Here is a 23,499-nt window from a genome sequence, read left to right as displayed (position 1 = left end):
TTTATTCGGGGGTACGGAAATGGAAGCAATGGTAATTTTAAGCACACTTGTTATGGTAGTTGGTCTGATTATGCTGGTACTAGCGCGAGGAAAGTCCAAAAAGCCAGCCACAATCGTAACCACCGTCGGAGTCGTGTTGATGATGGTCTTCATTTTCATTAATTCGGCAACAACCCCGGCACCAAAAGAACAGACCAAGGCATCGTCTGAATCCTCAATACAAAAAACAGTCAACCCGATGGATAACAGCAAGCTGGCATCACTCGTTGACGCCGAGACGACTCTTCGCACGAACCTGATGAGCGACGATTACGACAAGGAGCTTTTTGCTAGTGAATTTGCAGATCTTAGAAAAGCTTATAAGTCGGCCGTCGGAGAAGACCTGCCGAGTGGCCCTATGGAATTTCTCGAGTCCGCCAATCATAAAAAAGCAAACGGCGGAAGCGTGACGTCCGGCTCACTTTATGTTGGCGCATTTAAGTACATGAATGCTCAAGCAGCGGAAAAACAGTTACCTAACTCCAAAACAAAAGCCGAAACGGCAATGCACAACAAGTACCTTGGCAAATAAAAACCGTCCACCCCAGCCTGGACAGCATAGTGGACGGCAACCAGAACAACACTAAATAGTGCGCTCTTTGCGTACTCCATTTTAACACATGGAGGTAGAAAAATGGCATCAATCAGAAAACGCGGTGGTGCGTATGAATATCGAGTTCGCTTTCAAACTCCTGACGGCAAGTGGCAAGAACGGTCCAAAGGCGGGTTCCGCACGAAGCGACTAGCAGAAGCCGCGGCGGTAGAGGTTCAATCTCATCAACTGCGTGGTGCCGATCTCTCCCGTACCGACATCACCCTACTCGACTATTGGGACGATTGGGTGGCCCTGTACAAAACTGGTAAGAACAGTCTAGTCACCGAAAAACGGTACCCAATCATTCGAAAGGCGTTGCGAGCAGAGTTCGGTCAGTCCAAACTTACCGACATCACGCGATCAGACTGGCAGCGGTTTTTGAATCGCTACGGTGATACTCACAGCCACATCACCGTAGAAAAGCTCAACGGCTACGTGCGCACCATGGTCAGGTCAGCCATGAACGATCAGCTCATATACACCGACTTCACGTTCGGAGCAATCATCACCGGCGCTGACGGCAAAAAGGATGCAGACAAGTTTCTCGAAGCTGACCAGTTCGCCGCCGTCATCGACTACGCCCGAGAACGCGTGGACTTCAACCACTTATCTATGCTGGCCATCTATCTCGGCGCCATGTCCGGCGCGCGATTCTCCGAGCTGGTCGGTCTGACATGGGACGACATAGACTTTGACGCTTGCACGATCAGCATCAACAAAACGTGGGACTACCACTTTGGGCAGGGCTTTCTGCCAACCAAGACGCCGTCCGGGGTGCGCACAGTTAAGCTGACGCCACCAACAATGGATGTGCTCAAAGCCTATAAAGCCCAGCAGGCGGCGTACTCTTTGCGCATCGGGTTTCGTGACGACAAGAAGCTAGTCTTCCGCGCGCGGACGCACCAGGTACTCACCAACGCCGGCGCGAATAAGGCGCTTAAAACCGCCCAAGAAGCGATCGATGCTGACCCCGAGCTACCTAGCATCTCGAAGTCGATCACCTTCCACGGGCTCCGCCACAGCCACGTGAGCTACCTATTATCTCAGCACGTGGACATCTACTACATCTCAAAGCGGCTCGGTCACAAGGACATTACAATAACACAGCAAGTCTATTCTCACATGTTAGACACCCTTCAAACCGAGCAAGAAAACGCGACCGTTTCGGCCCTCGAAAAGCTTGTGGGCAACTCGTGGGCAAGCAACGCCTAACTCCCGCTCGTGCTAGGGTGTGTGTTACTCCTCACCTCCATCTCAACTCCCCTTGAACGTCGGCGCAACTGCGTCGACGTTTTTTTGTACCCTTATCATCACACAAAGCCTTGAACGCCTCGCGACCGAAGTGTGAAGAAACATGCACGACCACAAGCGCCGACCCACTAACTCTGGGTCGGCGCTTGTGGCGTTTACAGATGGCCTCGAGCTCGACGGCGGCCACTCCCAATGAACAGCGCACCGATCACCCCGCCGGCGATCAGCGTCGCCACCGCAGTGTCCCGCGACAGCATCATGATCACGACGACCATCGCGAGGAATGCGAGCACGAACCAGTCCCCCCACGGGAACAGTGGCGCGGCGAACGGTCCAACCGGCTGCTGACGCTTGTAGCGCAGGTGTGTGAGCACGATCATCACCCAGACGAACAGAAAACTGATCGTCGCAACGCTTGAGACTAAGATGAACACCGAGGCGGGCAAGAAGTAGTTCAACCCGACCGCCACCGCGATCACCGCCGTCGACGCCAGGATCGCCCGTGCCGGCACCTGCCGCCGCGACAGCTTGGCCAAGCCGCGCATCCGTGGGGTCGGGCTGGTCGCGGCCATGCTGTAGAGGAGCCGTCCAGTACTGTACAGACCCGAGTTGCAGGCGCTGGCCGCCGCGGTCAGCACCACGAAGTTCACGACCCCGGCCGCTCCCGGCACCCCGAGCGCTTCGAAGACTTGGACGAACGGGCTGCTGTCAGCGCTGACGGCAGTCCACGGCGAGAGGCTCATAATCACGATCAGAGCCCCGACGTAGAACAGGATGATCCGCACCGGTAGCTGGTTGATCGCGCTGGGGATCGCCGTCTGCGGATCACGCGTCTCACTCGCCGTCAGCCCGACCAGTTCGATACCGGTGAAGCTGAACACGACCATCTGAAACGCCATCATGAACCCGCTGACCCCGCGGGGGAAAAAACCGCCGTGCGCAACCAAGTTACGCAACGTCGCCGGCCCGGCCGCCGTCTGCACATGCCCGACGATCAAGACCAGACCGACGCCGATCAACGCGAGGATCGCGATCACCTTGATCAAGGCAAACCAGAACTCCGCCTCGCCGAACAGCCCGACGGAGATCAGGTTGACAGCCCCGAGGACCAACAGGACCACCAGCCCTGGCAACCACTGCGGAACGCTAGGCAACCAGAAGCGCACGTAGACCCCAACGGCCGTCACCTCGGCCATCGCCAGCGACACCCAGCACAGCCAGTAGATCCAGCCGGTCACGGCCGCCGCGCGGGCACCGAGGTAGCGCGCCACGAAGTCAATGAACGAGTGCTGGCTCAGATCAGACATCAGCAACTCGCCGAGCGCCCGCATCAGGAAAAACGCCATCACGCCGCATAGCAGATAAGCCAAGACGATCGCCGGCCCGGCTGCCTGGATCGACTTGCCCGCGCCGAGGAACAAGCCCGTCCCGATCGTGCCCCCAATCGCCATCAGCTGAATGTGTCGCCCCTTCAAGTTGCGGGCCAGTTCGTCGTTCGCGTGTGCTGCCATCGTAGCCTCCAAGAGATTGATACTGTCCAGTATACACAAGTGTTTTTATATTGTGAACAGTCATTGATTCATTCGCGCCCCGATCAAAAAACGCCCCGCGCGAGGCGAGGCATGGGTCACGAAGCAGTGTGGCGCTGGTGCCACCACCGACCGAACCCGATCACGGTGAGCCAGACGATCGCCAGCACCGCCGGGATCAGCGTACTGCGGTGGCTGAGCATGATCACGCCGATGCCGATCAGGAAGGCCAACACGAGGTAGTCGCCATACGGAAAGAACGGGGCGCGGAACGTCGCAGCGGCCGGGTGCTGGCGGCGATACTTCAGGTGCGCCAAGACGATCATCGACCAGACGAACAAAAAACTGGTGGTCGCGACACTCGAGATCAAGGTGAACACCTCGCCGGGTAGGACCATGTTCAACAACACAGCCAGCGCGATGACCACCGTTGAGCCGATGATCGCGTTAGCCGGCACTTGCCGCCGGGAGAGCCGGCTGAACGGCTTGAGCGCGCGGTTGTCTGTACCCAACGTTAGTGAAAACAGCATCCGACCGGTAGTGAACAGGCTCGAGTTGCAGGCGCTGGCCGCCGCGGTCAGGACGACAAAGTTGATGATGTCTGCCGCAGCGCGGATCCCGACATTGTTGAAGACCTGCACGAACGGACTAGAGTCTGGGCTGACCGCCGACCACGGGTAGATGCTCATGATCACCAGTAATGCCCCGATATAAAACAGAATGATCCGCACCGGCAACTCGTTGATCGCCTCGGGGATCACTTTCTTGGGGTCCGCCGTTTCGCTGGCGGTCATCCCTACCATCTCAATCCCGGCGAAGCTGAACGTGACCATCTGAAAGGACGCGAGAAAACCGCCGAAGCCTTTGGGGAAAAAACCGCCGTAGTCGACCAAGTTACCCAGGCTCGCATGGCCGCTAGTCGTCGGGTAGTGCGTCGCGATCATCCACGCCCCGACCAAGATCAACGCGATGATCGCGCCGACCTTGATGAGGGAGAACCAGAACTCGGTCTCGCCGAACAGCCCGACGGAGATCAGATTCATCAACAGCAAGGCGACCAGCGCCAGCAACCCCGGGACCCACTGGGGCAGTGCGGGGAACCAGTAGCGGATGTACATCCCCACCGCCGTGACCTCCGCCATCGCGATCGACACCCAGCAGATCCAATAGGTCCAGCCGGTCACGAAGGCGGCGTTGTCCCCGAGGTAGCGCCGGATGAAGTCGACGAAGCTATGCTGAGAAAGGTCTGACACGAGCAGCTCGCCCATCGCGCGCATCAGCAGGAAGCACATGCCCCCGGCCAGCATGTACGCCAGCACGATCGATGGCCCAGCGAGGTGGATCGACTGGCCGGCGCCCAGGAACAGGCCGGTCCCGATCGTGCCCCCGATCGCGATCCATTGGATGTGCCGACTCTTGAGCGTCCGCGCGAGTTCAGGTTGTGGAGCAGATGATTGCATAAGGGTTTCCTCCAAACGTTACAGTCGATTATACAAAACGCGACTCACCGAAACAAAGGCGGGGGCTGCGCTAGCGGGACACAAAAAGCGGTCTCACCCGATGAGACCGCCTTTTTCGTCATGTTCCGCTGGTCAACGTGAAATTAATTCATCACAAGATGACCACCCGTTGTGGCGGCATCTGCCGCTTCAAAAACTGCGCCAACTGCGCTGGCGACTGCGTGAACTGCAAGCGCACGACGACCACGGTGCCGACCAGCCCGTTCAGTGCCGTTCCGCTCCCCACCGCCTGCAGCTGGATCTGCGTGAACTGCGTATAGGGACGCATACTGCCGAACCCATTGATCACCTCGGCGTCGGTCAGCCCGCGCCGCCACGAGGCGAAGACCAGCAGCATCACGACAATGAAGCCCCCGCTGATGGCATCATCGGGCCGTTGGCTAGTCAAACCCGTGAAGAGCCCCATCAGAAGCGCGCCGCCGAGGTAAAGCCCCTGCCAAGCGCGCTTGACTCTGGCCGCAAACCGCAGCTGTCGGCGCACGACCGTCATCGCCCCGGCTGCGACCACCGCTAAGAGTATCAGTAACCAGCTCATGCCACTCAACGGACCCATCCGACCGCCTCCCGTCTGTCTCATAGTGTTATGCTACCACATCCGGCCGCCAGGTGCTGGTGAACTCGGGCGCAGACACCAAAAGAGACGCCTGCTCAGGCGTCCCTTCCCACCACCAGCATAGTACCGACGGCGACTTTGGCCTTACTTGCTCAACCGCACGACGTCGCGTGCGATCATCACTTCTTCGTTGGTCGGGACCAACAGCACCTTAACCTTGGAGTCGTCACTGGAGATCAGGCGCTCTTCGGCCATCACGTCGTTGCGGGCATCATCGATCTTGGCGCCAAAGACGCTCAGCCCCTCGATGATCCGCTTGCGCTCGCGCTTGTCCCCTTCGCCCATGCCGGCGGTGAAGACCAGGGCGTCGATCCCGCCCATCTCGGCGATGTAGCCCGCCACATACTTGACCACGCGGTTCGTGAAGATGTCGATCGCCAGCTGGGACGCTGGCCGCTCTTCGCGGGTGTTCTCCAGCTCACGCATGTCTGGGGAGAGCCCAGACAGCCCGAGCAACCCGGATTGCTTGTTCAGGATATCGATCATGTCCTGTGGGTCCGTCAGTTCCAGCTTTTGCATCAGGTACGCGACCAAGGAGGCATCGATGTCCCCACTGCGCGTGCTCATCGTGACGCCGGCCAGCGGCGTGAAGCCCATCGAGGTATCAAAGGACTGGCCATCTTTTTCCGACGTGATGGAGACCCCAGAACCGAGGTGCATGGTAACCATGCGCAGATCCTTCAAGTCCTTGCCGAGCAGTTCGGCGGCGCGCTGCGAGACGTAGCGATGGCTGGTCCCGTGCGCCCCGTACTTGCGGGCCCCGTACTTCTCGTAGTATTCCTGTGGGATGGAGTACAGGTAGTTCATCTTCGGCATCGTAGTGTGGAAGGACGTGTCGAACACGCCCACTTCCGGCACGCCGGGCAGCAGCTTCATGAACGCCCGGATCCCGTTGGCCTCGGCCGGGTTATGTAACGGGGCATATTCAGCCAGCGCTTCGACTTCCTTGAGGGAATCGTCGTTCAGCAACTCGGATTCCTTGAATCGCTCGCCCCCGGCCACGATGCGGTGGCCGACGCCTTCGATCTCGGCGTAATCCTTGATGATATCCAATTCGATCAGCGCCTTGAGCAGCATGTCGACCGCCATGTCGGCGGTCGGGATGTCCTGGTTGACCACGTACTTTTGCCCGTCACCGTACTTGACCTTGAACTCGGAGTTCGACAAGCCCATGCGATCGACCATCCCAGACGCAATGACCGTCTCGTCTGGCATGACGAACAGCTTCCACTTCAACGTGGAACTGCCGGCATTGATTGCGAGAATTTTTGACATACGATACATCTCCTACACTAAATTTGTTGCAGACCAGTTCTTCACATCCGCAAGGAATGCACTGAACGCTGGGTGATCGGCGAGATCTGGGAACGTGCCCAGTAGGACCTGACGGACTTGCTGAACGCCCGGGCCTGGTTTTTGCAAGACCAGCAGCGACTTCTGCGCGGCTTGGGTGGCAAAAAGCGTGCTCGGCAAGTTCAGCAATCCCTGGAAGTGCATCCGGTGCGTCAACCAGCTCGTCAGCCCTGCGGCCTCCTCAGATCGAAACACGTTACTCGGCACGAAGAACAGGCCCAGCCCGCCCGGCGCCAAAGCCGCCATACTCTGCTCAATCAGCAGGTGATGCGCATAGCTGTGCCCGCTGGTCGCGGCCGTCTCGAACTGCTTGGCGCGCTCGTCCAGTGGGTAGTAGCCCACCGGCAAGTCGGAGACCACGACGTCAACGCCGCTGAACGCCAAAGGCGCCAAGGCGTCTTGGTGATACAGCGTCGCGTCTAGTCGCTGCAAGCGACTGCTCATGTCGGCAAAGGCCAGCAACATCGGATCATTGTCGACCGCGATGCCGCGCACCGTCACCTCAAACGCCGCCTGCAGCCGGTTCATCACCGCAAAAAGCAGGTTCCCCGACCCCGCAGCGAGGTCGGCAACGGTCACGGTCGCGGGGACGTGCTTGAGGAACGTCGTCGCCATGAACGTTGCCAACCCCGCCATCAGGTCTGGGGTGACCTGCTTGTTGGGCTCGACCCCATCGACTTGGATCACCTTGACGAGGATCAGTTGCAAGGCTTCACGGATCTCTTCCGGGGTGTAATCCGCCAAGTCGATCTGCGCGAATTGCGCCGCTAACTTCTCAGTCGCGGCGGCATCCGGCAGCCCGTCTTGATGCGTGATCTGACCCGCAAGGAGGTCGTCGCCAGACTCGGTGGCAGCTTCGAGATAGCTGCCCTTCAGCTGCTTGTGCAGCAAGTCAGTCGTTGATTCCAAAACGGCATACAAAGACTTCAAGTGCTCGTTTGCCACGCTGTAACCTCCTTAAATGTACCTCTCAATTCTAACGATGAATTGGGATAGATTCAAGCGGTTTCTTTCGCGTCACACCGGCATTCATGGTCGCGGGACATTCTGCCCCGGTAGTACAGCTTCACCGGCCTGTTCATCCCCGGACGGCCCCAGCGCTTGCCACTGCACCACGGCGGCGTCAAGCGCGGTTCGTTCGAGCCGCAACCGGGCTTGATACTCACTGCGCCAAAGCGCAAAGCGTTGCAGCGTCGCCAGGCCGATCACCGTCACGACGCTCAGCAATAACACCGCGCCCATCAGCGCACTAGCGCGTCGCCCCATAAAGCACCCCTTCCACCGGTGGACCGGCGTTGAGCGTCCAAGTGAACGCAACGACGTTGGGCCGCAACTCGACAAACACGATGTGCTTGACGCGCAGCAATAACGGCATCTGCCCACCCGACGCCCGGATGCGCAACTGGCTGATCACCGTGTTGCTGCTCGCGGACTCGATCGTGTAGCGCGTCATCTGCTGCTTGGCGTTCGGCTTATCGAGCCACACCCGTTGGCCGTCTGCGGCCACCGTCAGCGTCTGCCCCTGCACGAACATCTGCAACGCTTGTGCCGCCTGCAAAGCCTCTAGGAGCCGTTGATCCTGGGTCGCCTCGGTGACCAGAGTCCGTAGTGGCGGGCGCCACAGCCAGGTCACTAAGACCAAGACGCCCAGCGCTACTAGCGTTTCGATCAGCGTGAAGGCCTTACGGAAAGGCCTGTTGCCAGACCACCTGACCATCGACGGTCACCTCCATTCCCTCAGGGGTCACCCGCACGACTTGTGGTCCGGCGCCACTTTGCACGGTGACCGTGCCGGTGTGTCCCGGCCCCAGCCGCATCAACGCGACCCGCGCCGCATACACGGCCAGCGTCTGCGTACGCATCGGCACGACTTGCTCGCGGTACGCCGTCTGCACCATTGTCAGCCACAGCACGACGAACACCGTCACGCTCAGCGCCGCCAAGTGTTCGGCTAAGAGCATCGCCTTCATAATGGTTTCAGCACCCCCCAGCCTAGCTGCACCGTGTAGACCTTATCCGGACGTGGCGGGCGACGAAACGTCAGCGTCTGCGGCGCGCCGAAGTACCGATCGTCCGGCGCTTCGAAGTCCACCTGCGGCAGGACGATCCCGTCGTTGATCGGCACCACCACAGTCGCCGGCACCGCGATGAGGCGGGTCGGGCCGGTCGGGCCGACGCGAAAAGCCACCGCGGTGGCGGTGAACTTGACTACCCCGTACTGGCGCGCCGCGGCCGCCTCGACCCGTAGCGTTGCCCAGTGCGCCTCAAAATTGGCAAAAAACTGCGTCTCTGCCTGTCGGGCTTGCTGCACCGCCGACCATCGCACGCCCAACACCCCCGCCAGCGCGACAAGGGCCAGCACCACGATCAGCTCCAGCAGCGTGAATGCCCGCCTCATGGCGTTAGCTTGAAGGCAGGCGGTTGCGTCCCCGGCTGGTAGGTCGCTTTGCCGGCCAATAGCTGGGCCTGTTGCGCCGTGATGATCCCGTTATCGATCAAGCTCTGCAGCGTATTGAACTGGAGCTGGATTCGGTCCGGTTGCTGATAGGCCACGTCGATCTGCGCGTTGACCGTTTCGACCGTCGCCCGTAGTTGCTGGCGGTTCGCCTGCTCGACTTGCGCGCGGATCGTCACGACCAGTGTCAACGTCAACACGATGATCAACCCCAACGCCGCCAGGACCTCGATCAAGGTGAACGCCCGCCGTGTGGTTCTTCGCTTCATAACCATCCTCCCCCGCTGTACAGCGGTCCTAAGAGTGACTGGTAGACCCAGACGATCTGGCCCCCGATCAGTAGAAACATCAGCGGTTGCACGACCGCCAACCACCGTTCGCTGCGCGTCTGCAACTGGGCCATCAGTTGAGTGGCCAGGAGCTGCATCCCGGTGGCGACCAGTGCCGCCGTCTGCCCCAACCCCAGCAGCTCACGCGCCGGGGCGTAGACGAGCGGGTGGTGCAACGCAGCCTCTAGCGCCTGACCAGCGGCGACTTTGGCCTGCAGCTCACGGCCCAGCTGCGTCAGCACGCTAGGCGGAAGCTGCGCCAGCTGGGCAAGATAGGCGGTGACTGGCAACCCGACGGCGAGGAACTGAGCGGCACCGCTGACGAACTGGAACTGGTAGACGCTCTTCGCCAAGCGGCGCACGCCAGGTAGCCGTAGCAGCAAGCGACCGCGGGCAAGCGGCGTCAGGCGTCGCCAGAACCACCACCCGCTACTGACCGCCAGCCCCACCGCCGTCAGCACGAGCAGCTGCGTCAGGGGCGGCTTCGGTGGCTGACCCAGCGCCGGGAGCACGTTGACCCACAAGACCACCTGCAGACCAGCGAGTAGTGCCAGCAAAACCGCCGGATAGACCAACAGCTGGCGCAGGCGTTGCCAGCTGTTACGCTGCAGCGTCAAGAACCGCACCGCCACCGCCAGCCCCTGGACAAGCTGGCCGTGGATCGCCGCCAGGCGCACTTGCGTGACGATCACTGGGTGAAACCGCGCCACGGTCAACGCCACCTCCAATGACTCCCCCGCGGCCAAGGCGGCCGTGAGCTGCTGCCACACCCCCGCCTGCTGGGGCATACTCACCACTAGATACGCTAACCCCTCGCTGAGGGTGAAGCCGACTGTCAGTAGGCTGATCAGGCGCTCGCAGGCAGCGAGTTGCACCTTGAGCGCCGGCTGCCTCGCCCGCCTATGCATCTGCGACCGCCGTCACCAACGTCAGCACTGGGTGCGTGACCGGTGTATGGACGAGGTGAACGGCACCGCTGGCGGTCAACGCCGCGGTGACCAAGGCTGGGGCCACGCCCAGGCCCTGAAGCCGCATCGCCACAAGGGCCGCGCTGCGCGCATGCACGGTGGTCAACACCAGGTGGCCACTGATCGCCGCCTCGCACGCCTGCTGAGCCGTCTCGTGGTCGCGGATCTCACCGATCAACAACACATCCGGCCGGTGACGGAGCGCGGCCTTGAGCAACGCCGCGTAACTCATCGCCGCCTCCGGGTTGACTTGTAGCTGCAGGAACTGAGGTTGCACGATCTCCACCGGATCCTCGACCGTCATCACGATCTGGTCGGCCGCCAGCGCCGTGGCAAGCTGGTAAAGCAGCGTCGTCTTGCCGCTACCGGTCGGGCCGCACAGGGCCAGCAGCCCGCGTGAGGCAACGACCGCCATCAGTTGAGTGATCACCGGAGTCGTCCACTCATCGAGCGGTGGGACGCCGTGCATCAACCGCGCGACCAGCGTCTCGGCGCCGCTGTGGTCGGCGACCGTGCTCAGCCGCAGCGGGACGCCCAAGCTCGGTGGTGTGTAGGCCCCGAGCTGCACGCGCCGGTGCTCGGTCACGTTCATCCCCCCCTGATACTTCAGATAGTTCAGCCATCGCCGCCCCACGGCCAGGCTCACCGCCGGTAGCGGGGCCAGCCCGGTAGGGACGCGCAAGATCACGGCGTAGCCGGCTGCTTGCGGCAACAGGTACAGGTCGCTGGCGCGTGCCGCCACCGCCGCGCGCAATACGGCCATCAAGTCGTCCATCCCCTCACCCCCTAGTCTATATTTCGCTTTTCATGGTGATCGGCCTTGATGGCATAAAAAAAAGTTGACCGTGGCCGGTCAACTTCATGTGTCTCGACTACTTCGGGAGCTGCCGCAGGTGCAGGCGCGAAACCGAAAACAGGGCGGTAGTGATCAGCGGCGTCAACACCGCCGCGCCGAGCACCTCGGGAACACCGTTAGCGGCAACGATCCCCATCAGCACCTTCAACAAGCCGCTGGACGTGACCCCATAGGCTTGAGCCAGCGTCCCGGTGTATAATAGGCCCATCAGCGCGACGACCAGCACCGTGTTCGTCAGCGTCCCGAAGATCGCCGCCACAACGCTGGCCCCGACGAGGTGAAGCCGTTTGTACGTCCAGTTGAACGTGTACCCGGCGACCACGCCGACCAGTACCCGCGGCACCACGGCCACGATCGGATTGGTGAAAATGATCGGATCCAGTGGACTGCTCGGTGCTGTCAGCGCCCGCACGATGGTGAATAGTCCCCACATCAGCCCAACGAACGCCCCATCCCATGGGCCGAGCACGATGGCGGCCACGATCACGGTGATGTGGATGATGGTCAGACTAGTCGGGCCCAGCGGGATGAACCCCAGCATCGGGACCATGGTCTGCAAGATGATCAGCGCCGTGAGTAGCGCACGGATCGTCAGGCGAAATGCGGATGATTGTTTGGACATAACAGCCTCCAATTTATGACACGCGTGTCAGTTTTTATCATTAAACCACAAATCGCTTTGCCTGTCACGCCAAGAATACGCAAAGGAATGATGAGATGAGTCCCGAACGCAAAGCCCAAAAACGCGCCGCGATCCTCGCCGCCGCCCGGCAGGTGTTCAGCCACCACGGGTTGATCGGCGTCACGATGGCCGACATCGTTGCTGCCAGCGGCATCAGCCGCGGGGGGCTCTACCTGTACTTCAGCTCGGTCGACGAGATCTTCATCGCCGTCTTGAACGAGCGCACCACCCACCGCTTCGCCGGTGTCCGCGACGCCGCAGCGCGCAACGTCCCCTTCAAGGTGCTCCTGAACACCTACCTCGCCGGCCACAAGAACCGGCTCCTGCACCAGATGAATGACTCGATGCTACGGGCGATGTACGAGTACTACTTCACACACAAAAGCGCGGCAGACCACGCGTTTCAGGCCAGTCAGTTCGCGACCACAAAGGCGACCATTCGCTCGATCCTCGCGCTCGGCGTCACCCAGGGGACGTTGCGGCCGGACCAGCTCGACGCCCACGCCGAGCGGATCATGTTCACCATCGAAGGGATGAGCGTGATGGCGCTGACCGGCGGACTGTCGGCCGCGCAGATCGACGCCCAGTGGCAGCAACTCAAAGCGGCGTTGCCTTACACTGATCGAACCTGACCAAGCGGGCTGGCATCAGCCGCCAAAAAAACCGCCGATCGGCGGTTTTTTTGGCTTAGTCTTCGTCCGGCCATTCAGCGGAGGTATAAACGTTTTGAACATCATCGTCGTCTTCAAGGGCATCGATCATGTTCTGCATGGTCTCCAGTTTGTCTTCCGGCACCGCGACCGTGTTTTGCGGGATCATGGTCAGCTCACTGGTGGTGAACTTGAAGCCCTGGCCTTCGAGCGCATCGCGCACAGCGGTGAAGTCCTTCGGGTCGGTGTAGATGGTGAACTCCTCGTCCGTCGTCTGCAAGTCTTCCGCCCCGGCTTCGAGCGCAGCTTCGAGCATCTGGTCTTCATCGACATCGAGGTCTTCGCGGTCGATCACGAACATCCCCTTACGGTCGAACATGTAAGCGACCGCCCCGGCGCCGGCCATCGAGCCACCGTGACGCGTGATCGCCACGCGCACGTTGGACGAGGTACGGTTCTTGTTATCGGTCAGGGCTTCAACGAGCACCGCGATCCCTGCCGCACCGTAACCTTCGTAGGTCACTTCATCGTAACGGGTGGTGTCGCCGCCTTCAGCTTTATCTAAGGCGCGCTTGATGTTGTCCTTTGGCATGTTGGCGGCACGCGCCTTATCCATGACTAACCGAAGCGCTGGGTTGTTGTTGGGGTCAGAACCACCTTGCTTTGCTGCCATGAAAAGCTCACGCGAGATTTTCTGGAAAATTTTGCCACGCTTAGCATCTTGGGCGTTCTTACGACCCTGGATGTTATGCCACTTACTGTGTCCTGACATCGTTAAACCCTCTTTTCAAAATATTCTGTGCATAGACGGACTTATTATACCAAAAGGACCCCGCCACGACAACGCCTTCACCGGCGCTTGCGGCGGATCACCCAGACCGCCAAGCAGACGCCGACCAGCGCGCCGCACGTGTCGAGCATCACGTCTTGAAACAACGGGGTGCGCTGCTGCGTCAGCATCTGATGGAACTCGTCCAGCGCCGCCACCCCGCTAGCCGTTAGCACCGCGGTGATCGCGGTCAGGCCGCGGTCCTTGATGAACCCTAGCAGCCCGCGCGCCGTCGCGAAGCCGAAGCACAGGAAGATCGTCACGTGGGCCCCCTTGCGCAGGAACCACTCGACGAAACTTGGCAACCCCATGGTCGCAGCGTGGACGCGGGTCCCGGCGTAGGTGAAGTCGATGCGGGCCAGCCAGGCGAACGGCGCCTGGTTGGGGACCAGCCCATCGAGCATCGGCACGACGGTCTGCTGCTGGTAGGTCATGCTGGAGCTGATGAACAGCACCACAATGATCGCCAGCGATACCCACAGCCAGTTGTATCTACGGATCAGTGTCACAATGTCACCCCTTCGGATAAGTTCTCGCAATAGCATACCATACCGGGTCAAATTAAGGTAAAATGAGAGAATCCTAAAAAAACCGGAGGCGATACGATTGACCTATCCGATCAATTGGCAACTCGACAGCATTTTTCCCGGCGGCATCGACTCGCCGCAGCTCCACGCCCGCATTGCGGACGTACGCACCAAGATCCCGCAACTGAAGACCCAAGTGAGTGCCTGGACCGCCGCGACCGATCCCGACTTCGCCGACTTCACCGCGCTGATGGCGCTGTTCGAAGACGTCGACAACGGGCTGAGCACCGCGGCGACCTTCGCCAACATGATCCAATCCGCCGACGCGGCCAACCAGCAGGCCGGCGTGATCCTCAACGACCTGCAGACGATCGGCAACGACCTGAACGCTGCGATCACGCCACTGGCGAAAAAATTGGGCGCCTTAGACGACGCGACCTTCGCCGCCTTGATCGCCACGCCAGCACTCGCCCCGAGCCAGTTCGGCCTGACCGAGATGCGTGAGCAAGCCAAGGAGTTGCTCGATGATGCCACCGAGGCCCTGATCAACGACCTCGCCGTCGACGGCTTCAGCGGTTGGGCGACCCATTATACCACCCTGTCGACCACCCAGCGCTTCGACGTGACCCTGAACGGTGAAGCCTTATCGCTGTCAGCCGGCCAGGCGCAGAACCGCTTTGAATCCGACCCGATCGCCACTAACCGCGAGCAGATGTTCAACGTCTGGGAGACGACCTGGGAAGCCAACGCCCCGGCGTTCGCCGACACGCTGAACCACCTGGCAGGCTTCCGGTTGGCCGATTACAAGGCCCACGGGCAGCAAGACTACATGCACAAACCATTACAGAACAACCGGATGAGCGCAGCGACGCTCGACCAGATGTGGGCCACCGTGTCCGCCAACAAGGCCCCATTCGTGGCCTTCCTCGACCAGAAGGCCAAACTGATGGGCAAGCCGAAGATGACCTGGTACGACCAGTGGGCACCAGTGGTCGTGGGCGACTTCACGCCGAAGGTCTACACCTTCGATGAAGCGGCTGAGTTCATCATTACGAACTTCCGCAAGTTCTCGCCGAAGATGGCTGATTTTGCCCAGCACGCCTTCGAAAGCGGCTGGATCGAATCGGAGGACCGTCCAGGCAAGCGCGCCGGTGGCTACATGACCTCGGTGCCAGACGTCAAGGAGGCCCGGATCTTCATGACCTTCGACGGCTCCGCCAGTGGCGTGTCCACCATCGCGCATGAGCTCGGCCACGCCTTTCACTCGAGCATCCTCAAGGACTTTCCCGTCTTGCGCCGCGAATACGCGATGAACGTCGCCGAGACCGCGTCGACCTTCGCCGAGCTGATCGTCGCAGACGCGACGGTCAAGGCCGCGACCAGCGTGGAAGAGAAGCTCAACCTGCTAGACGCCAAGATGAGCAACCCCAAGGACATGTTGCTGAACATTCACGCCCGCTACTTATTCGAGCGCAGCTTCTACGACGCACGCCAGACCGGACTGGTCACCGTGCCGCAACTCAAGGCGCTGATGCAACAAGCGCAAGAGCGCGCCTACGCCGGGGCCTTGGTCACTTTCGATCCGATGTACTGGGCCAACAAGCTCCACTTCTTCAAAGACGGCACACCGTTTTATAACTTCCCGTACACCTTCGGCTACCTGTTCTCCAGCGGGATCTACGCCAAGGCGCAACAGCAGGCCGGCAGCTTCGAGGACGCCTACATCGCCCTGTTGACCGACACGGCGAACATGACCACCGAGGACTTGGCGCAAAAGCACCTCGGGGTCGACTTGACCCAGCCGGACTTCTGGCAACAAGGCATCGACCTGGCCGCCGCCGATGCCCAGCTCTTCATCGACTTGAGCAACCAGCTCTAACGGGCCGCCAAAAAAGCGCTTGGACGCGATCCAAGCGCTTTTTTTGGTGGTCAATTCCGTGTGCAGTCGGCTGGTCGCGCGCCGCGTCGCCGTTATTCGACCGTGACCGACTTAGCCAGGTTGCGCGGCCGGTCAACGTCGTAGCCACGGTCGAGGCTGGTGTAGTAGGCCATGAGCTGCCCGGCGATGATCGTCAGAAGCGGGCTCAACCGCGCATCGATCGGCGGCAGCTGGAGTTGGTCGTCCGGGCGCGCCAAGTCATGCGCCGCGATCCGAAAGACCTTGGCCCCACGCGCGGCGACCTCCTCGGCGTTGCTGCGCGTATGCGCCGCAGTGAGTGGATCAGTGATGAAGGCCACCACCGGTGTCTCCTGCTCGATCAGCGCGATCGTGCCGTGCTTGAGCTCGCCGGCGGCAAAGCCCTCGGCCTGCACATAGGAGATCTCCTTGAGCTTCAAGGCCGCCTCCAGGCTGACCGCGTGGTCCACGCCGCGCCCGATGAAAAAGGCGTTGCGGGTGGTGGCAAACAGGTCACGCGCAGCGGCGTGTAGCACATCGGCCTCTTCGATCAGCGTCTGCTGCCCGCTCGCCGCCAGGCTCAGCTGATGCACGACGTCGAAGTCTGCCGCCGCAGCGCGCCCCTGCGCGGCCCCGAGCGCCTTAGCGACCAGAGCTTCCAGCGCGATCTGGGCCGTGTACGCCTTGGTCGAGGCGACCGCGATCTCGGGCCCAGCCGCTAGTGTCAGGAAGTGGTCCGCCTCACGCGCCAGCGTACTGGTCTCGACATTCGTGATCGTCAGCGTCGGGTGCCCCTGCGCTTTGACCTTGACCAGCACCTGACGGATGTCGGCGGTCTCACCGCTTTGCGACAGAAAGATGAACACAGGATGCGCCGACAGCAGCGGCTGGTGATACCCAAACTCGGAGGCCAGGTGGACCTCGGTCGGCACCCCGGCCAGCTGTTCAAACAGCGGCGCCCCGACCAAGCCGGCGTGGTAGCTGGTCCCAGCCGCCACGATGTACAGCCGGTCTGCGGTCTGGAGCGTCCGCATCAGCGCCGCGGGCAACTGGATCTGCCCGGCGGCGTCGGTGTAGCGTGCGACCAGCCGACGCATCACGGCGGGTTGTTCGTTGATCTCTTTAAGCATGTAATACGGGTAGGGCCCCTTCTCAGCGTCACCGTCGTTCAGCACCACGGTGTGTGCAGGGCGCACCACCGGGGTGCCATCGAGCTGCTCGATCGTCACGGTGTCTGCGGTCAACGTGACGAGGTCCCCATCCTGTAAGGCGACGAAGCGATCCGTCTGGTCGAGCATCGCCAAGGCATCAGAGGTCACCACGTTGAAGTGGTCGCCCAGGCCGATCAGCAGCGGACTCTGGTTTTTGGCCACATACAAGGTTGCAGGATCGAGCCGGTCGACTAAAGCGAAGGCATAGGAGCCTTCGACCAACCCAAGCGTCTGTTGCAACGCCACCTTGGCGGTCAGACCGGTGCGGGCGAGGGCCGCGATCAGTTGCACGACCACCTCGGTATCGGTGTCGCTGACCAAGTCAACGTCTTGCAGATACGCGTCGCGCAACGCGGCCGCGTTCGTGATCACCCCGTTATGCACGAGGAAAAACCGCTCGTCGTTCGAAACATGTGGGTGCGCGTTCGCCGTCGTCGGCCGCCCGTTCGTCGCCCATCGCGTGTGGCCGATGCCCATCGTCCCGCTGACTGTTTCGTCCAGCGCCTCAGACAACACCCGGATCCGGCCGACGCGCTTGATCAGGTGGTCGTGCCCCTGCTGATCATTGACATACAGTCCCGCGGAATCGTACCCGCGGTACTCCAACCGCTCCAACCCCCGCAACAGCACCTGCGTTGCGTCCTGATTCCCGATCACGCCGACGATCCCACACATAAGCATTCTTCCTCTCGATATTGGTCCAGTTCATTTTATCCGGTTGGTTGTCCAATCGACAATCACCACTTTAACGTCACAGAACGCGTTTGTCAACACGGATCGGATATTGGTATATAGAATCTTAATCAAATTGGTCTATAGTCATTTTGTGGAAGCGTTCACTTTTTGCGGGATCAAAAAAACAGGCACTGTCCCGGATGAACCCGGGCAGTGCCTGTTGTTGGACCGCGACTCTCACCAATTGGTGTGTTAGTATCCGTTTGAAACGAAATAGCGCATCAACATCCTAGCTGGCTAGGGTGTTCTGTGTTGACCCTGCAGACTCTGGACGCTGTCAACTATGCGCAACGTTATGGTGGTCCCATGTATGAAACTCGTGATTAACTCCGGGTCGATTCATCAAACCATTCCACAATTGTTTTTGACCAATTGTGCTCCGGATCAAAGGACAGCATCCGCTTGGCATATGGCACAACTTCAGCCAAGGCAACGCCGCAATCTGGCGTCGTACCCAACCAAGTAATGGTATTGAGAAACGCTAAATTATCGGGCTCAAAACTAAGTGCCTTTGCCTCATGCCAAAATGCCAATGTATACGCACCGTCAATAAAGGCATACGATCCGTAGAGTAAGGCGGCTGCTAGATTATGGGCTTCAGAACAGGGCTCTGTTAAGCACCAGTACTCAGCAAAAAGATACGGGGTATAATTGGAAGTGTTGTCTGTTGAATTTCTAGCAAAACCTGTAACAAGCAAGCCGAATTCATTAGGAATATTTTCTCTGAGCTTCAATACCTCTGCAAAATTATTTTTTCTGAATGCGATCCCGACTTGTTTCTTTACGCCATTATATGTTTCATCATCCATGATTAAGTGCCACATACCCATCCGAGATCAGGAGGAGTCCTTCCTTTGAAAGATTATAGACGACTTGGACAAGGTACCCGTCCACCCGCAATTGGCGGCCAAACACACCCTTGCCTTCATTCATAATAAACTCTTTTCCGTTTCGTAGCACCTGTTTAACGACGCTCTTCACGCTTTCAACAGAAGAATCCTTTGTAACAAGTTCCCAGTGGTGGTGCTTCTGCATCAGATGGTTGATCGCGTTATCATCCATTGACTCAACGGCTTAGTCAATTTCTGAATCAATATCGTTAAGCTGGGATTTGCGTTATTAGCTCGAAATGCGGCAATTAAGGCACCCGGCCCAATTTCAGCAGTACCCAGAAGAACCGTGCCGCCGCTAATAACAACACTTACTGGAGTAGCTGAACCGCCACTCGCTAGAGCAAGACCCCCACCAAAGCTAATTCCGTCTATAATCGTTTTAATCCCCGGGGTAACTAGCGCGGCACTGCCAACTGCAGCAACCAGATCTAAAATGATCTGGTACACTTGGATCACTCCAATGCGCCGATGAACTTACGCGCAACAGTGGATCTAGAACCTGATCCTCAAATTCAGAAAATTCGGCGAGACGCTGCGACAAGCTATCCTTAAGTGAACTAAGGTCAAGCCCAGAAAGGTCTATATCACCTGGTTAATTCTCTGTGTCCCTTAAATTTACACTTTGAATCAGCTATTCTAAAGAAATAGCAGGTGTAAAATCTGGGTGTAAAGGCGGTCTTGTAGATGACCAAAGTCGGACACGCGCGGGTAAGTACCCGCGAACAGAACCTAGATCGGCAGCTATCCTCACTTAAACGTGCTGGCTGCACCCAAATCTTTCAAGAAAAGCAGTCCGTCGCGACGCTAGCCTGGCCCGAGTTAGCTGCGCTGCTTGACTATATTCATGACGATGATGAAGTCGATGAAAACGAACGGTTACGTCACCCCCCTTCAATTCCACACATTTGACTTTCGCCGTCGTCGATTTGAGCTCATCGAGCCCATCGCTGCAGACACACTGGCACAAGCAGTGCAAACCATCAACGATGTAATCAATGCGACCGATCCGCGTAAGCACGGTTCTACCAAAGGCTGACTGATCTCAGCCTTTTTTCGTGGCGCTAGGGGCAACCCTGGCTTCTCGTGCTGCACTTGATCCGACAAGTCAGACAAAAAACGCCGCCTCATCTATCAATGAGGCGACGTCGCTTGGCTGTCTAGCAACCCATCACGTCTTCAACGACCGCGGCGATCTGGTCGACATAGGCGTTGACCAGGGCTTCAGTCCTGGCTTCTGCCATCACCCGCAGCAGTGGCTCCGTGCCGCTCGGGCGGACCAGCACCCGACCGTCGCCAGCCATCTGCCGCTCAACGTCATCGATCGCGGCTTGGATCGCAGGGTAATCTTCCCAGTTGTTCTTATCAGTGACCTTGATGTTCACCAACTTCTGCGGATAGGTCTGAACGGGTGCGGCCAGCTCAGACAGCGGCTTACCCGTCTGCTTCATCACATTCAGCAGCTGGATCCCGGTCAGCATCCCGTCACCGGTGTTGTGGTAGTCGAACAGGACCACGTGACCGGACTGCTCTCCCCCGATGTTGTACCCATGCGCGCGCATGGCCTCCACGACGTGCCGATCACCGACCGCCGTCTGAACGGACTGCATGCCGTTCGCCTCGAGTGCCTTGTACATGCCCAGGTTACTCATCACAGTCGTGACGACGGTGTCTTGCTTCAGCCGGCCCTGAGCCTTCATGTAGCTGCCCAGCACGAACATGATCTTGTCCCCGTCAACGATGTGCCCGGCTTCATCGACTGCGATGCAGCGGTCACCGTCGCCATCGAAAGCCAGCCCGACTTGGGCGCCCTTATCGACGACCATCTGGGCCAGCGCTTCTGGATGGGTCGAGCCGACATTCTTGTTGATGTTCAACCCATCCGGATGGGTCGCCATCGTGTCGAACTCGGTGTCCAGGTCCGCAAACAATCGGCTGACCAGGTTGCTGGTCGCCCCGTTAGCGGCATCGATGCACACATGAAGGCCTGCCAGGTCATCGGAGAGCGTCTGTTCGAGGAACTGCGTGTACTTCAAGGCGCCTTCCGGATAGTCGGCGACCGCACCTAGGCCTTCAGCCGCTGGCCGTGGCAGCGTGTCCTCCGGCGCGTCCAGTAGCGCTTCGATCTCCTCTTCGGTCGCATCCGACAGCTTGTAGCCGTCCGGGCCGAAGAACTTGATCCCGTTATCCGCCGCCGGGTTGTGGGAGGCAGAAATCTGGATGCCGGCGTCTGCGCTTTGGACCTTGATCAAGTAGGCCACCGCTGGCGTCGTGATCACGCCGAGGTTCAGCACTTCGATGCCGACCGACAGCAACCCGGCAGTCAGCGCCTGCGCCAGCATTTCACCTGAGGCCCGCGTGTCGCGTGCCACCAAGACAAGTGGCTTCTTGGAGCGGTCCTGGCTATGCTGTGTCAGCACATACCCCCCGCACCGGCCGAGGCGAAAAGCCAGCTCAGGGCTCAACTCCTGGTTCGCGATCCCACGGACACCATCAGTACCAAAATACTTCGTCATTGTAACTTCCTCATTTCTTCTGCTGTTGATCAATCTGCTGAACTGGACGACGACGCGCTCGATTCATCCGCAGCACTTGAGGTGCTGCTCGCGTTGCTCGCGCGACTACTTGACGACTCGGTCGTGCTCGACTGGTCCGGCACGATCTCACCGTCCGCCTTAGCGTCTTGCGTGACCCCGATAGTCACCTTAAGGGTCTTCGGATCGGTCGCGACCAGCTTGCTGTTATCGTCGAGCAGCCGGATCGTCTTGGTCGTCGAACTCGTAACGCCGCTGATGCTGACGGGCACCTCAAGGCTGTCGATCTGGTCGATCACGTCTTGGGCGCCGTAGATCGTCACGCGGCTGGCACTGGCCTTGAGCGTATAGCGGAGCCCAGTGACGCCGGCACCCGATTGTTGGAGCTTCACAGACACGCGCTTGCTCGGCAGGCGGACCGGCAGACTGACATGGACCGTCTGCGGCGAGACGACGACGTTCACGGTGTTGCCGTCGCTATCAAGCGCCTGTAACAGCACCTCTTGGTCGACGGCGTCTTTGGTGTCGCGGCTCAACACCAGGTTCGCGACGATCTGGTAGACCCGATTGATCTCACCTTTGCCCCCGGTCACCTGGGCGGTCTCAGTGTTCAACTTCGCGGTGCCGGCAGTGTAGCCCGGCGCCAAGCTGTTCGGATTGTATTTGACTTGGATCGGCATGGTCTTAGTCTTGCGATCCTGAATGGTCACCTGAATTGTCTTCGGCTTCAGACTGTATGTCAAGTCCTTGTTCAGGCCCTCCTCACGCAGGTGGACCGTATGCTTGCCGACGCCGAGCTCGCTCAGGTCCGCGATCACGCGGAAGTTCATCGTGTTGGCCGTCATTGTGACCAGGCTGGTGCTGCCGCTCAACGTGACGGCCACCTTCTCGGGATACCCCGTGATGAAGTACTTGTCTGTGTCGGCCTTCAGCGACAGCGGGACCTTGAGCGTGCGCTCTGTCGTCGCAGTGATCGCGTTATTGCTGCGTGAGCTCGGCGACAAGCTGTTCAGGTCCTCAGCGTTGACGTAGGCGAACAACCCGACGGCGAGCAGCAGTGCAAGCAGGCGATAGAACCAGGCGCTTTCCCAGAATTTGCTGAGTTTCATCGCTTCGCCCCCTTCTTGTGGGTCAGACGGGCGAGGACTTGGTTGACCGGGTTCGGTTTTGCCTCTTCCGCTGGGACCAGTTGGGCCGTCAGCAGCTTCAGGTAGTCATCGCGCGTCAGGTCACGGATCAGGTGGTTGTTATTGGTGACGGTGACGCCGCCGGTCTCCTCTGAGACGACGATCGTCAGCGCGTCAGTCACTTCGCTGATCCCGACCGCGGCTCGGTGACGAGTCCCCAGCTCCTTGGGGATCAAGTTGCTTTCGGACAGCGGCAGGTACGCCGCCGCCACCGCGATCCGGTTGTCACGGATGATCACTGCCCCGTCATGTAGCGGCGTGTTCGGGATAAAGATATTGATCAGCAGTTCCCCGGAAACATCTGCGTCCAGCGGGATCCCGGTCTCGATATAGTCCTCCAGCCCGGTGTTCTTCTGGATCGAGATCAACGCGCCGATCCGTCGCTTGCTCATGTACTGGATCGCCTTATCGAGCTCCTTGACCATCCGCTCTTCGACCTCGTGACGCGTCGTCCGCGCCCAAGGCAGGACAGACCCGCGCCCGAGGTGTTCCAGACCACGCCGGATCTCGGGTTGAAAAATGATGACCAGAGCCGGCACCGACCACGTGATGATCAAGTCGATGATGTAGCCGACTGTCTGTAAGTGTAAAAAGACGCTGATCAACTTGATGATCGCGATCACGAAGATCCCCTTGAGCAGCTGCACGGCCTTGGTGCCGCGGATCAGCATGATCAGGCGGTACACCGTGTACCAGACCACCAGGATATCGATCAGATTCGTCAGCGTCGACCAGCGCAGCCATGTCGCCAAAAAATCCTGCATCGTCGTTCCTCCATTTTTGTATTTGCGTCCCATTATACCACGTTGGCGCGTGTGCTTGGCCGTGATTCCGTGCACGCTGTTGCGC

At 59.6% G+C, this 23,499-nt stretch carries 27 protein-coding genes; 6 read left to right on the top strand and 21 right to left on the bottom strand.

Going from position 1 to position 23,499, the window contains the following annotated elements; translation table 11 throughout:
- Positions 1-19: 19 nt before the first annotated feature.
- Both HII33_RS06195 and HII33_RS06190 read left to right on the top strand, forming a co-directional pair.
- Positions 20-571: a hypothetical protein gene (locus HII33_RS06195; RefSeq protein WP_179394942.1), complete on the top strand. Its 552-nt coding sequence runs from the start codon at positions 20-22 to the stop codon at positions 569-571.
- A gap of 102 nt (positions 572-673) precedes the next feature.
- Positions 674-1,846 (top strand): site-specific integrase, encoded by a 1,173-nt coding sequence (locus HII33_RS06190; protein WP_179394941.1) that lies wholly within the window; start codon positions 674-676, stop codon positions 1,844-1,846.
- Between the two features lie 194 nt (positions 1,847-2,040).
- Here the strand turns inward: HII33_RS06190 and HII33_RS06185 are convergent, their stop codons facing one another.
- The 13 genes from HII33_RS06185 to HII33_RS06125 all read right to left on the bottom strand — a co-directional run bounded on the left by HII33_RS06185 (position 2,041) and on the right by HII33_RS06125 (position 12,130).
- The gene (locus tag HII33_RS06185; RefSeq protein ID WP_179394940.1) at positions 2,041-3,396 is read right to left on the bottom strand and encodes an amino acid permease; all 1,356 of its coding nucleotides are present in this window, start codon (positions 3,394-3,396) and stop codon (positions 2,041-2,043) included.
- Between the two features lie 116 nt (positions 3,397-3,512).
- A complete protein-coding gene (locus HII33_RS06180; RefSeq protein WP_179394939.1) occupies positions 3,513-4,874 on the bottom strand; it encodes an amino acid permease in 1,362 nt (453 codons plus the stop codon).
- Between the two features lie 151 nt (positions 4,875-5,025).
- Positions 5,026-5,487, bottom strand: a complete 462-nt coding sequence (locus tag HII33_RS06175; RefSeq protein ID WP_179394938.1) for a hypothetical protein — start codon at positions 5,485-5,487, stop codon at positions 5,026-5,028.
- Between the two features lie 144 nt (positions 5,488-5,631).
- Entirely contained in the window at positions 5,632-6,822 is a 1,191-nt protein-coding gene (locus tag HII33_RS06170; protein ID WP_179394937.1) for an acetate/propionate family kinase, read from the bottom strand.
- A 12-nt stretch (positions 6,823-6,834) separates the two neighbouring features.
- Positions 6,835-7,845: an N-6 DNA methylase gene (locus HII33_RS06165; RefSeq protein ID WP_179394936.1), complete on the bottom strand. Its 1,011-nt coding sequence runs from the start codon at positions 7,843-7,845 to the stop codon at positions 6,835-6,837.
- 84 nt (positions 7,846-7,929) lie between these two features.
- Positions 7,930-8,166: a hypothetical protein gene (locus HII33_RS06160; protein ID WP_179394935.1), complete on the bottom strand. Its 237-nt coding sequence runs from the start codon at positions 8,164-8,166 to the stop codon at positions 7,930-7,932.
- Positions 8,150-8,617, bottom strand: coding sequence for a hypothetical protein (locus HII33_RS06155; RefSeq protein ID WP_179394934.1), 468 nt, complete (start codon positions 8,615-8,617; stop codon positions 8,150-8,152). The genes HII33_RS06160 and HII33_RS06155 overlap by 17 nt, the downstream gene beginning before the upstream one ends.
- On the bottom strand, positions 8,583-8,870 hold the full coding sequence (locus HII33_RS06150) for a hypothetical protein (RefSeq protein ID WP_179394933.1): 288 nt from the start codon (positions 8,868-8,870) through the stop codon (positions 8,583-8,585). The genes HII33_RS06155 and HII33_RS06150 overlap by 35 nt, the downstream gene beginning before the upstream one ends.
- A complete protein-coding gene (locus tag HII33_RS06145; RefSeq protein WP_179394932.1) occupies positions 8,867-9,298 on the bottom strand; it encodes a type II secretion system protein in 432 nt (143 codons plus the stop codon). Before HII33_RS06145 ends, HII33_RS06150 begins: the two co-directional genes overlap by 4 nt.
- Positions 9,295-9,624: a type II secretion system protein gene (locus HII33_RS06140; RefSeq protein WP_246287337.1), complete on the bottom strand. Its 330-nt coding sequence runs from the start codon at positions 9,622-9,624 to the stop codon at positions 9,295-9,297. Before HII33_RS06140 ends, HII33_RS06145 begins: the two co-directional genes overlap by 4 nt.
- Positions 9,621-10,592: a type II secretion system F family protein gene (locus HII33_RS06135; RefSeq protein ID WP_179394930.1), complete on the bottom strand. Its 972-nt coding sequence runs from the start codon at positions 10,590-10,592 to the stop codon at positions 9,621-9,623. The genes HII33_RS06140 and HII33_RS06135 overlap by 4 nt, the downstream gene beginning before the upstream one ends.
- Entirely contained in the window at positions 10,585-11,427 is an 843-nt protein-coding gene (locus HII33_RS06130) for an ATPase, T2SS/T4P/T4SS family (RefSeq protein ID WP_179394929.1), read from the bottom strand. The genes HII33_RS06135 and HII33_RS06130 overlap by 8 nt, the downstream gene beginning before the upstream one ends.
- A gap of 97 nt (positions 11,428-11,524) precedes the next feature.
- The gene (locus HII33_RS06125; RefSeq protein ID WP_179394928.1) at positions 11,525-12,130 is read right to left on the bottom strand and encodes an ECF transporter S component; all 606 of its coding nucleotides are present in this window, start codon (positions 12,128-12,130) and stop codon (positions 11,525-11,527) included.
- A gap of 95 nt (positions 12,131-12,225) precedes the next feature.
- Between HII33_RS06125 and HII33_RS06120 the strand changes: the two genes are divergently transcribed.
- Complete coding sequence (locus HII33_RS06120) at positions 12,226-12,822, top strand: TetR/AcrR family transcriptional regulator (protein ID WP_179394927.1); 597 nt, start codon at positions 12,226-12,228, stop codon at positions 12,820-12,822.
- 55 nt (positions 12,823-12,877) lie between these two features.
- Here HII33_RS06120 and HII33_RS06115 read toward each other — a convergent pair whose 3' ends face one another.
- Together HII33_RS06115 and HII33_RS06110 are read right to left on the bottom strand one after the other, a co-directional pair.
- Positions 12,878-13,612 carry a YebC/PmpR family DNA-binding transcriptional regulator gene (locus HII33_RS06115; RefSeq protein ID WP_179394926.1) on the bottom strand — a complete coding sequence of 245 codons (735 nt, stop codon included), beginning with the start codon at positions 13,610-13,612 and terminating at the stop codon, positions 12,878-12,880.
- A gap of 77 nt (positions 13,613-13,689) precedes the next feature.
- The gene (locus HII33_RS06110) at positions 13,690-14,178 is read right to left on the bottom strand and encodes a VanZ family protein (protein WP_179394925.1); all 489 of its coding nucleotides are present in this window, start codon (positions 14,176-14,178) and stop codon (positions 13,690-13,692) included.
- A gap of 97 nt (positions 14,179-14,275) precedes the next feature.
- Here HII33_RS06110 and HII33_RS06105 point away from each other — a divergent pair, with 97 nt between their 5' ends.
- Positions 14,276-16,075: a M3 family oligoendopeptidase gene (locus HII33_RS06105; protein ID WP_179394924.1), complete on the top strand. Its 1,800-nt coding sequence runs from the start codon at positions 14,276-14,278 to the stop codon at positions 16,073-16,075.
- A gap of 92 nt (positions 16,076-16,167) precedes the next feature.
- Here HII33_RS06105 and glmS read toward each other — a convergent pair whose 3' ends face one another.
- The 3 genes from glmS to HII33_RS06085 form a co-directional block, all read right to left on the bottom strand.
- Positions 16,168-17,979, bottom strand: a complete 1,812-nt coding sequence (gene glmS / locus HII33_RS06100) for a glutamine--fructose-6-phosphate transaminase (isomerizing) (RefSeq protein WP_179394923.1) — start codon at positions 17,977-17,979, stop codon at positions 16,168-16,170.
- A gap of 383 nt (positions 17,980-18,362) precedes the next feature.
- Complete coding sequence (locus HII33_RS06095; protein WP_179394922.1) at positions 18,363-18,848, bottom strand: hypothetical protein; 486 nt, start codon at positions 18,846-18,848, stop codon at positions 18,363-18,365.
- 225 nt (positions 18,849-19,073) lie between these two features.
- Positions 19,074-19,379: a hypothetical protein gene (locus HII33_RS06085; protein ID WP_179394920.1), complete on the bottom strand. Its 306-nt coding sequence runs from the start codon at positions 19,377-19,379 to the stop codon at positions 19,074-19,076.
- 237 nt (positions 19,380-19,616) lie between these two features.
- On the opposite strand from HII33_RS06085, the gene HII33_RS06080 reads away from it, so the two are divergent.
- Both HII33_RS06080 and HII33_RS06075 read left to right on the top strand, forming a co-directional pair.
- Positions 19,617-19,841: a recombinase family protein gene (locus HII33_RS06080; RefSeq protein WP_179394919.1), complete on the top strand. Its 225-nt coding sequence runs from the start codon at positions 19,617-19,619 to the stop codon at positions 19,839-19,841.
- Positions 19,777-19,968, top strand: a complete 192-nt coding sequence (locus HII33_RS06075; protein ID WP_179394712.1) for a hypothetical protein — start codon at positions 19,777-19,779, stop codon at positions 19,966-19,968. Before HII33_RS06080 ends, HII33_RS06075 begins: the two co-directional genes overlap by 65 nt.
- A 121-nt stretch (positions 19,969-20,089) precedes the next feature.
- On the opposite strand, the gene glmM is transcribed toward HII33_RS06075, so the two are convergent.
- Genes glmM through cdaA form a run of 3 tightly spaced genes read right to left on the bottom strand, consistent with a single transcriptional unit; the run spans position 20,090 to position 23,414 of the window.
- The gene (gene glmM / locus HII33_RS06070; RefSeq protein ID WP_179394918.1) at positions 20,090-21,445 is read right to left on the bottom strand and encodes a phosphoglucosamine mutase; all 1,356 of its coding nucleotides are present in this window, start codon (positions 21,443-21,445) and stop codon (positions 20,090-20,092) included.
- A gap of 29 nt (positions 21,446-21,474) precedes the next feature.
- On the bottom strand, positions 21,475-22,572 hold the full coding sequence (locus tag HII33_RS06065) for a CdaR family protein (RefSeq protein ID WP_179394917.1): 1,098 nt from the start codon (positions 22,570-22,572) through the stop codon (positions 21,475-21,477).
- Positions 22,569-23,414 carry a diadenylate cyclase CdaA gene (cdaA, locus tag HII33_RS06060; protein WP_179394916.1) on the bottom strand — a complete coding sequence of 282 codons (846 nt, stop codon included), beginning with the start codon at positions 23,412-23,414 and terminating at the stop codon, positions 22,569-22,571. The genes HII33_RS06065 and cdaA overlap by 4 nt, the downstream gene beginning before the upstream one ends.
- Positions 23,415-23,499: the final 85 nt, after the last annotated feature.

This window comes from Lacticaseibacillus absianus (assembly GCF_013407595.1).
Classification (GTDB): Bacteria; Bacillota; Bacilli; order Lactobacillales; family Lactobacillaceae; genus Lacticaseibacillus; species Lacticaseibacillus absianus.
This window is presented reverse-complemented; position numbering and strand designations above follow the sequence as displayed.

What these genes read in the sequence shown, in the direction of transcription:
- HII33_RS06195 (WP_179394942.1), top strand. Translation starts at nt 20, where the DNA reads ATGGAAGCAATGGTAATTTTAAGCACACTTGTTATGGTAGTTGGTCTG.
- HII33_RS06190 (WP_179394941.1), top strand. Translation starts at nt 674, where the DNA reads ATGGCATCAATCAGAAAACGCGGTGGTGCGTATGAATATCGAGTTCGC.
- HII33_RS06185 (WP_179394940.1), bottom strand. Translation starts at nt 3,396, where the DNA reads ATGGCAGCACACGCGAACGACGAACTGGCCCGCAACTTGAAGGGGCGA.
- HII33_RS06180 (WP_179394939.1), bottom strand. Translation starts at nt 4,874, where the DNA reads ATGCAATCATCTGCTCCACAACCTGAACTCGCGCGGACGCTCAAGAGT.
- HII33_RS06175 (WP_179394938.1), bottom strand. Translation starts at nt 5,487, where the DNA reads ATGGGTCCGTTGAGTGGCATGAGCTGGTTACTGATACTCTTAGCGGTG.
- HII33_RS06170 (WP_179394937.1), bottom strand. Translation starts at nt 6,822, where the DNA reads ATGTCAAAAATTCTCGCAATCAATGCCGGCAGTTCCACGTTGAAGTGG.
- HII33_RS06160 (WP_179394935.1), bottom strand. Translation starts at nt 8,166, where the DNA reads ATGGGGCGACGCGCTAGTGCGCTGATGGGCGCGGTGTTATTGCTGAGC.
- HII33_RS06155 (WP_179394934.1), bottom strand. Translation starts at nt 8,617, where the DNA reads ATGGTCAGGTGGTCTGGCAACAGGCCTTTCCGTAAGGCCTTCACGCTG.
- HII33_RS06150 (WP_179394933.1), bottom strand. Translation starts at nt 8,870, where the DNA reads ATGAAGGCGATGCTCTTAGCCGAACACTTGGCGGCGCTGAGCGTGACG.
- HII33_RS06145 (WP_179394932.1), bottom strand. Translation starts at nt 9,298, where the DNA reads ATGAGGCGGGCATTCACGCTGCTGGAGCTGATCGTGGTGCTGGCCCTT.
- HII33_RS06140 (WP_246287337.1), bottom strand. Translation starts at nt 9,624, where the DNA reads ATGAAGCGAAGAACCACACGGCGGGCGTTCACCTTGATCGAGGTCCTG.
- HII33_RS06135 (WP_179394930.1), bottom strand. Translation starts at nt 10,592, where the DNA reads ATGCATAGGCGGGCGAGGCAGCCGGCGCTCAAGGTGCAACTCGCTGCC.
- HII33_RS06130 (WP_179394929.1), bottom strand. Translation starts at nt 11,427, where the DNA reads ATGGACGACTTGATGGCCGTATTGCGCGCGGCGGTGGCGGCACGCGCC.
- HII33_RS06125 (WP_179394928.1), bottom strand. Translation starts at nt 12,130, where the DNA reads ATGTCCAAACAATCATCCGCATTTCGCCTGACGATCCGTGCGCTACTC.
- HII33_RS06120 (WP_179394927.1), top strand. Translation starts at nt 12,226, where the DNA reads ATGAGTCCCGAACGCAAAGCCCAAAAACGCGCCGCGATCCTCGCCGCC.
- HII33_RS06115 (WP_179394926.1), bottom strand. Translation starts at nt 13,612, where the DNA reads ATGTCAGGACACAGTAAGTGGCATAACATCCAGGGTCGTAAGAACGCC.
- glmS (WP_179394923.1), bottom strand. Translation starts at nt 17,979, where the DNA reads ATGTGTGGGATCGTCGGCGTGATCGGGAATCAGGACGCAACGCAGGTG.
- HII33_RS06095 (WP_179394922.1), bottom strand. Translation starts at nt 18,848, where the DNA reads ATGGATGATGAAACATATAATGGCGTAAAGAAACAAGTCGGGATCGCA.
- HII33_RS06080 (WP_179394919.1), top strand. Translation starts at nt 19,617, where the DNA reads ATGACCAAAGTCGGACACGCGCGGGTAAGTACCCGCGAACAGAACCTA.
- HII33_RS06075 (WP_179394712.1), top strand. Translation starts at nt 19,777, where the DNA reads ATGACGATGATGAAGTCGATGAAAACGAACGGTTACGTCACCCCCCTT.
- glmM (WP_179394918.1), bottom strand. Translation starts at nt 21,445, where the DNA reads ATGACGAAGTATTTTGGTACTGATGGTGTCCGTGGGATCGCGAACCAG.
- HII33_RS06065 (WP_179394917.1), bottom strand. Translation starts at nt 22,572, where the DNA reads ATGAAACTCAGCAAATTCTGGGAAAGCGCCTGGTTCTATCGCCTGCTT.
- cdaA (WP_179394916.1), bottom strand. Translation starts at nt 23,414, where the DNA reads ATGCAGGATTTTTTGGCGACATGGCTGCGCTGGTCGACGCTGACGAAT.